Here is a 6,032-nt window from a genome sequence, read left to right as displayed (position 1 = left end):
CAGGCTGCCGGCCGTCATCGCGCCCGTGTTGACGATGTTGCCGGCGTTGACCGTCAGGTTGTGGACCGATTGCAGGTCCGCGCTGTTGGCAAACGTGCCCGGCAGCGTAAAAGTCACGTCGCGACCAATGTTGAACTGCGTTTGCGGCGTGGTCGTGAAGTCGCCTTGCAGGTTGATCGTCGCGTCACGCGCCGCACTGTACCTGCCGCCGCCGAGCAGCGTGGAAGCCGCTACCGACAGGTCGCGCGTCGAAGTGATCGATCCGTTGGTATTCGTCACCGCGCCCGACATCGCGACGTTCACGTCGCCCGTGGCATTCGCGACGTTACCGACCTGCCCCCCGGAGTTGTCGAGGCTATTGCCCTGAACGCGGAGGTTCGCGCCCATCAACTGGCCGCCCTGCGTGTTCGAGATCGAGGTCGCAGCGATCGTCACGTCGCCCTGGCCGGTCATCTGCCCCATGCCGTCGACGCCGCCCGCGTGGCTGTTCACGATCTGGCTGCCGCCTTGCACGGTCATCTTGCCCGTGCCGAAGTCGTGCACCGCGCCATCGGTGTTATCGATCGACGCGGCTTGAATCGACAGCGTGCTCGTGTCGCCGGCCGTGCCCGCCTCGATGTGCCCTTGCTGGTTCGACAGCGTCCCGTTGCTGATGATCGACAGCGCCGCGTTCGAACGCATCAGGCCCTGAGCGTTGTTCATCGCTCCGGCGATCGTGGCCGACAAACCCAGTTTGGCGGCGATGACCCCGCTACCATTGTCCAGACTGCCGGCCTTCACGATGGCCTGTCCATTGGTGCCGATCGTGCCGCCGATATTTTGCAAAGCCCCCGCGCCATTGCCGGGCGTGAGCGTCAGCGTGCCGGCGCCGCCGTGCGTGATGGTGCCCTTCGAGTTGTCCAAGGCGGCCGGCGCGAGCGTCAGGTCCGTGCTGTTGGTCTGGATGACGCCGCCATTCGAATTGTCGAGCGTGCCTGAGGTGGCGAGCGTGGTCGGGCCGCTCTGCCATTGCGAGATGTGGCCGCCCTGGTTTTTCAGGTTCGCGGCCGTCAACGCAAGCTGGTTGCCTTCGATGTCGCCGTTCTGGCTGTTGTCGATCAAGCCGGCGACGGTTGCTGTCAAAGAGGGGGACACGATCTTGCCGTCGAGGTTCGACAGCGAGGCGCTTTCAATCGTTGTCGTTGCCGTCTTCGAGCCGAGTTCGCCGCCGTCGTTGACGAGTGCGCCGCCTGCGGTCACGTCGACATTGGCATTCGACGTGAGCTTGCCGCTCGCATTCGTGATCGAGTCGGCGGCGTTGACGCTCAGACCCGTTTGGCCGGACGCCGAACCGGCCGAGTTATCGATCGTCTTGCCTTGCAGGACGGTTCGGCCGTTACTGGCAATCGTGCCCGCTTTGTTGCTGACCGTGCCCGAACCGTTGCCGACCGTCAGCGTGCCCGTGCCGACGTGCGTGATCGTACCGCCGTTGTCGTTGATCAGCGCAGCGGGCGTGAGCAACAAGTCCGTGCTGCGCGTCTGGATCAGACCGTTGTTCGAGTTGTCCAGCGTGTCGGTGATCGCGACCGTCATCGGGCCGGTGCCGTTCTGCGTGACCGTACCGCCGTGGTTCAGCAGTGTCGCCCCGTTCAGTGAGACCGCCGCCGCGTTGATCGTGCCTTGGGAGTTGTCCAGCGTCGCGCCGTTCAACACGGCGCTTTGGCCCTCAACCCGGCCGCCGGCATTCGCAAAATGATTGCCGGCGTCGACTGTCGCGGTCTGCCCGGCGTGCAACGTGCCGTTGCCGTTGTCGACGCCCTGGCCGATCACGTGCAGGTTCGCGTCGGCCGACACCGAACCGCTGTTCGTGACCGTGTTGCCCTGTACGGTCACATCACCCTTGCCGCCGATGACGCCGCCCGGATCGCCGCTCACGTTCGCGCCGGCCGCGTTCGTGAGTGCGCCAGTCGCCGTCACCGACAGACCGTCCGCGTTCAAGGAAATCAGCCGGCCGGCGCTATTGTCGATCGATGTGCCAGCAATCGTTTGCTTGCCCGCGCTCTGAATCAGCCCGGCATTGTTCTGGATCGCACTCCCGCGAACGTCGGCCGTGCTTTGGGAACTCAGCATGCCGTTTTGGTTCGACACGGTGCCGGCGATCTGCACCGACAGCGGGCCTTGCGAATTGGCGCGACCGCCCTGATTCGACAGGTTGCCGCCGCCAAGCGTCATACCCGCACCGCTGGACAGATTGCCCCGGTCGTTGATGACCGTGCCGCTCGCCTGCGCGTTCACGGCGCCCTTGGCGCTGGCGGTCGAGCCAGTCAGGTTCACATCGCCCGCCGTCGCGGTCAGCGCGAGGTTGCCGTTGGCGGCTGTCGCGCTGTTCGACAGATCGACGCCGCTGCCGGTGAAGGTCGCGTTACCGGCAGCGCTGTTGGTCCCCGTCGCGGTCAAATGGCCGTTGCCCGTGACGCTAAGGTCGCCGCTCGTGCCGACCGTGCTGTCGGCGTTGATGCCTGCGCCCAGGGTGCCCGTCGAGTTGAGACTGCCGACGTTAGCGGTCAGGTTCTGTTGGGCGGTCAGCGCGCCGCTGTTGGTCAGATCGGCAGCGCCAGTGTTGACCGTGACCGATTGCTTGCCATACGTGACGCCGCTGTTCTGAATGCCCCCCGAGGCCGACAGCGACATGTTGCCGGCCGCATTGGTGTGGCCCGAGAGCACGAGACGACCGTTTGCCTGCAGCGTCAGATCACCCGCCTGTGCCGCGATGTCGCCCGCGTTCGCAACACCGACTCCATTCTCGGAACTAACGAGAAACACCCTGTTCGCGTACATACCACCGAGCTGGCTAACATCGATCGCGATGGTGGGCGCTGCGCCGTTGCCTGCGATCGGCGTGACACTCAGCGTGTTGTAGTCGACCTGGTTCGAACCAGCGACGACGTTTAGGGCGGTCTTTGCGTAAGCCTTCGCGTTGATCTGTACGGCACGGGCCAACAAATCCACCTGATCGACATTGGCCGTGTCGAGTCCCGCGCCGACCACCGAAATCAAACCTTGGTTGACGTTGAAACCCGTGAGCGCCCCGTCAGGCCCGAAGTTCGGATTGCCGGTTGTCAGCGTGGCTCTGCTCGTATTGATGAAGCCGCCGCCATCGACGACCAAGCCAGCCTGATTCGCGATCACGAGCTGCGCGGCTGCGCCTCCGATCTCGATTTTTCCACGAATAAAGCTCGGGTTGTTGCTATTGACCTGATTGACGATCAGACGTGCTGCGTCGCCCGCCTGGAAATTCGGGTTGCCGCCGATAATGCCGCCTAGTTGAGTCTGGACGTTAATCGGCGAGTTATTGAGAATAATCCCGGGCTTGGGTACGTCGAACTGGTTGTACGTGTTCATCGACACGCCCGACGAGCCGGGGCGGTTGATGTTCACCTGTTGAAGTCCGTTCTGCGTCTGGATCACGGACGGGGCGTGCGCGCCGCCCGCGACAACCTGGGCATTGGCCCATATCGGCATCACGCCGGCCGCAACCAGTACCGCGAGTGCCACGTGACGAAGCGCGAATCTTGCGAATGCGTGCGGCGAACGAATGGCGACACCGATTTCGCCCCGCCCTGCGTTACCTGATGCATTAGCAGTTTCTTCGACGGCAATCAACATACCCCGCACGCGGCTGAATACCAGCCGATAATAGTTTTTATTCATGATCTTGGTCTACTCGCGATTCGTCCGATCCGCTCTCACGGGCCTCGAACATCGCACGGAATCTAATAGAACAGCGTCAACAAGTGTCAAGCGTTGCCGAGAAGCGACGAACTGGGGGCCGCTCCACACTCGTATTAGCGACGAGCTCGCTGACCGGCAATCCCAACCACGCAGACTAAACAGCGTATTCGGTTAGTCGCAAATATCGACGGTATTGGCTCCGGCAATCGGCGCGAATATTACCTCACCCAACATCTCAAAAATCCCTGACAGAATTGCGAGGTCAAATCCGCGCACGAGCCGTAATCAACTTTCTTTCAACCACATATCACCTTCCTGAACACGGCCAGCTACGGCCGCTCCGTCGATGCATTTCCGACCGGCGCACTTCGCTCAGGAGTTTCCGTGATCTCTGATCCCCCTACCTTTGTGCTGATCGGGCTGGGCCTCGCGCTCGTCGCAATGTTCGCGGTGGGCTTCTACTGGCTCTCCACCATGGACCGGCCGACACGCCCACATTCGCCTGTCGCTCCACCGCCGACTCACAGCGCTACCGTCCCGCGTTCCGTCGATGTCGACGAATTCGACGAATGGGAGGCGTTCGCGCCGTATCCCGATCACGTCGTCCACGCCGCGCATGAAGCCAGTTCCGAAGCGGGCGATAGCTATCCGCCGTTTGGTCGGTGCGAAGAACCTGCCCCATCTCCTATGGTCGAAGCCTGCCACGACCTGCATAACGCGATCGAATCATTGATGGGCGAACCGGGCAAGCCCGATCCAGCCGCGGCCAAGTCCGCCGCGCCGTCGTCGCCCAATCCGGCAATCCGCTGTCCGCGTTGTCTGTCCTCGTGTATCGATACGCGCAATCGTGCCCGCAAGGCCGGCAGCACAATCGGCAGCGTCGCGGGAGCCACGGGTGGCATGGCCGCCGCACTCGCCGGCGCAGAAACCGGCGCGGTCGTTGGCTCGATCGCCGGTCCGATCGGCACCGTGTTCGGCGGCCTCGCCGGCGCGGTCATCGCCGGGCTCGTCGGCAGCGCCGCGGGCTGTGCAGCCGGTTCGGCTGTCGGTGGTGCTATTGATGACAACGTGCTCGACAATCTCCACTGCCTCGCCTGCGGGCACGCCTTCAGCACAAAGCAAGGCTGAACAGCTCATCGACGTGCTCGAACCGATCATCGCGCGCGGCTCGCTCGTGTTCAACGAAGACATTCCGCGTGACGAGGAGAAGTCCCTTCAGCGCTACCCCGTGGAGAAGCGACCGAGCTACTCCCTGCTTCACCAGATCGCGCACATCACGCGCGACAAGAACGCCCTTCAGCACGACGACCGATTGGACGCCATCGCGGGTGCATGCCGGTATTGGGTCGAGCAGATGCCCGCCAACACGCGCACGCACGCGAGCCTAAGCACAAGCGTCCAGCTTGTGCCGGGCTATCCGCACCTGATACGCTCAGGCTCGATCACAGCCCCGCTGCGCCCTCCTCAGCCCTTTCGGCTACCCGTTTACCCGTTGGAATGCCTGACCGTCTCCCGTCTGTCTCAAGGGCTGTCGTGCGCCTTGTCATATGCGCCTTGTCCACTGCCTCAGCGAGGCAATCCGCAGCGCTGCAATGGAGCTATCGCTCGCCCGCGCACGCGTCTTCCAGAACGCGCACATGCGCAGGCCCGCACGGGGAGCGCAGGCGCGAGCGGGTGGCGTAAGGCCGCGCAGATAAGCAAACCAAATTTGGGTCGGGAGGTAGCAGATGTCGAGCAGCCGGAGCTAGAATCCGGTCACACTCCAGTCACAGTGAATCGTGATTGGCCCTGCAACCCGTCGGATGTGGGCGAACGCGTGTAGAGCGTAAATACTTGAATAAGCGAAGAATTCTGGCCCGCCCTACACGATTCGAACGTGTGACCTACGGCTTAGAAGAACGGTAGTCTGAAAATAGACGGGAACGAAAGCGCAGTCGAATCAACGACTTAAAGCGATAGCCACCCACTAGCCGGCTACGCTTTCGCGCCCATTTTAGCCAATTCACAGGCATTCGGGGCACACTGTGGGCACACTCAAACGCCCCGACGAAGCGGCGTTACCTGCCGCAACCGGGCGTCGCCGGCCGCACAGCGCACACCCAACCCTGCATCGCCTTCAGTTTGTCGATTTCGCGCTGGTCGTCTCCGGCAACCCCGAAAACGCGCTCCGCAACCGCTGGGTCGATGTCTGCGACGGCGGCGGCACCATCGCCCACGCCGGCGGCGCCGGCAACTCCGGGCAGGCCGTCGGCACCGGCTGCAGTGCAGTTCCGGACGGCGACGCGCAGCCGGTCAGTGCCAGCAGCGAGAGCAGCGCGCAG

Annotated in this window: 2 protein-coding genes and 1 pseudogene; 1 reads left to right on the top strand and 2 read right to left on the bottom strand. The window is 63.3% G+C overall.

Going from position 1 to position 6,032, the window contains the following annotated elements; translation table 11 throughout:
- Positions 1-3,690 (bottom strand): two-partner secretion domain-containing protein (locus WS69_RS27370; protein ID WP_156438430.1); only part of this gene is annotated, 3,690 nt, incomplete at its 3' end.
- Between the two features lie 405 nt (positions 3,691-4,095).
- On the opposite strand from WS69_RS27370, the gene WS69_RS35175 reads away from it, so the two are divergent.
- Positions 4,096-4,839 carry a hypothetical protein gene (locus tag WS69_RS35175; RefSeq protein WP_231747235.1) on the top strand — a complete coding sequence of 248 codons (744 nt, stop codon included), beginning with the start codon at positions 4,096-4,098 and terminating at the stop codon, positions 4,837-4,839.
- A 929-nt stretch (positions 4,840-5,768) separates the two neighbouring features.
- Here WS69_RS35175 and WS69_RS27350 read toward each other — a convergent pair.
- Positions 5,769-6,032 (bottom strand): annotated as a pseudogene (locus WS69_RS27350) (lysis system i-spanin subunit Rz); the annotation flags it as partial.

Origin of the sequence: Burkholderia sp. BDU5, from assembly GCF_001522845.1 — a bacterium.
In the GTDB taxonomy this organism is placed as follows: Bacteria; Pseudomonadota; Gammaproteobacteria; order Burkholderiales; family Burkholderiaceae; genus Burkholderia; species Burkholderia mayonis.
This window is presented reverse-complemented; position numbering and strand designations above follow the sequence as displayed.